At 53.8% G+C, this 253-nt stretch carries 1 pseudogene; it reads left to right on the forward strand.

The window, feature by feature from the left end:
* Positions 1-140: pseudogene (locus ACLFKU_RS44850) on the forward strand (IS110 family transposase); the annotation flags it as partial.
* Positions 141-253: the final 113 nt, after the last annotated feature.

Genomic DNA, 253 nt, shown 5'->3' on the forward strand with positions numbered 1-253 from the left:
ACGAGGTGAAGCTGATGCCGGGGGAGTTTGTGAAGGCGTTCAACATCCGCAATAAGAACGATGCGGCGGACGCCCGGGCGATCTGGCTAGCAGTACAGCAGCCAGGCAAGCCGGTAGCGGTAAAAACGGTTCTGTCGCAGTAAGGAAAGGGAGTCAAGCAAATGCAATATGCGAAGGATGACTTATGATGCCAGCGAATAAAATTGCTGGGCGGCGGACCGCGCAGTTTTGCTCGAACATTTCATCTGTCCTT

The sequence above is a fragment of the Paraburkholderia sp. EG304 genome, assembly GCF_046543485.1.
In the GTDB taxonomy this organism is placed as follows: domain Bacteria; phylum Pseudomonadota; class Gammaproteobacteria; order Burkholderiales; family Burkholderiaceae; genus Paraburkholderia; species Paraburkholderia youngii.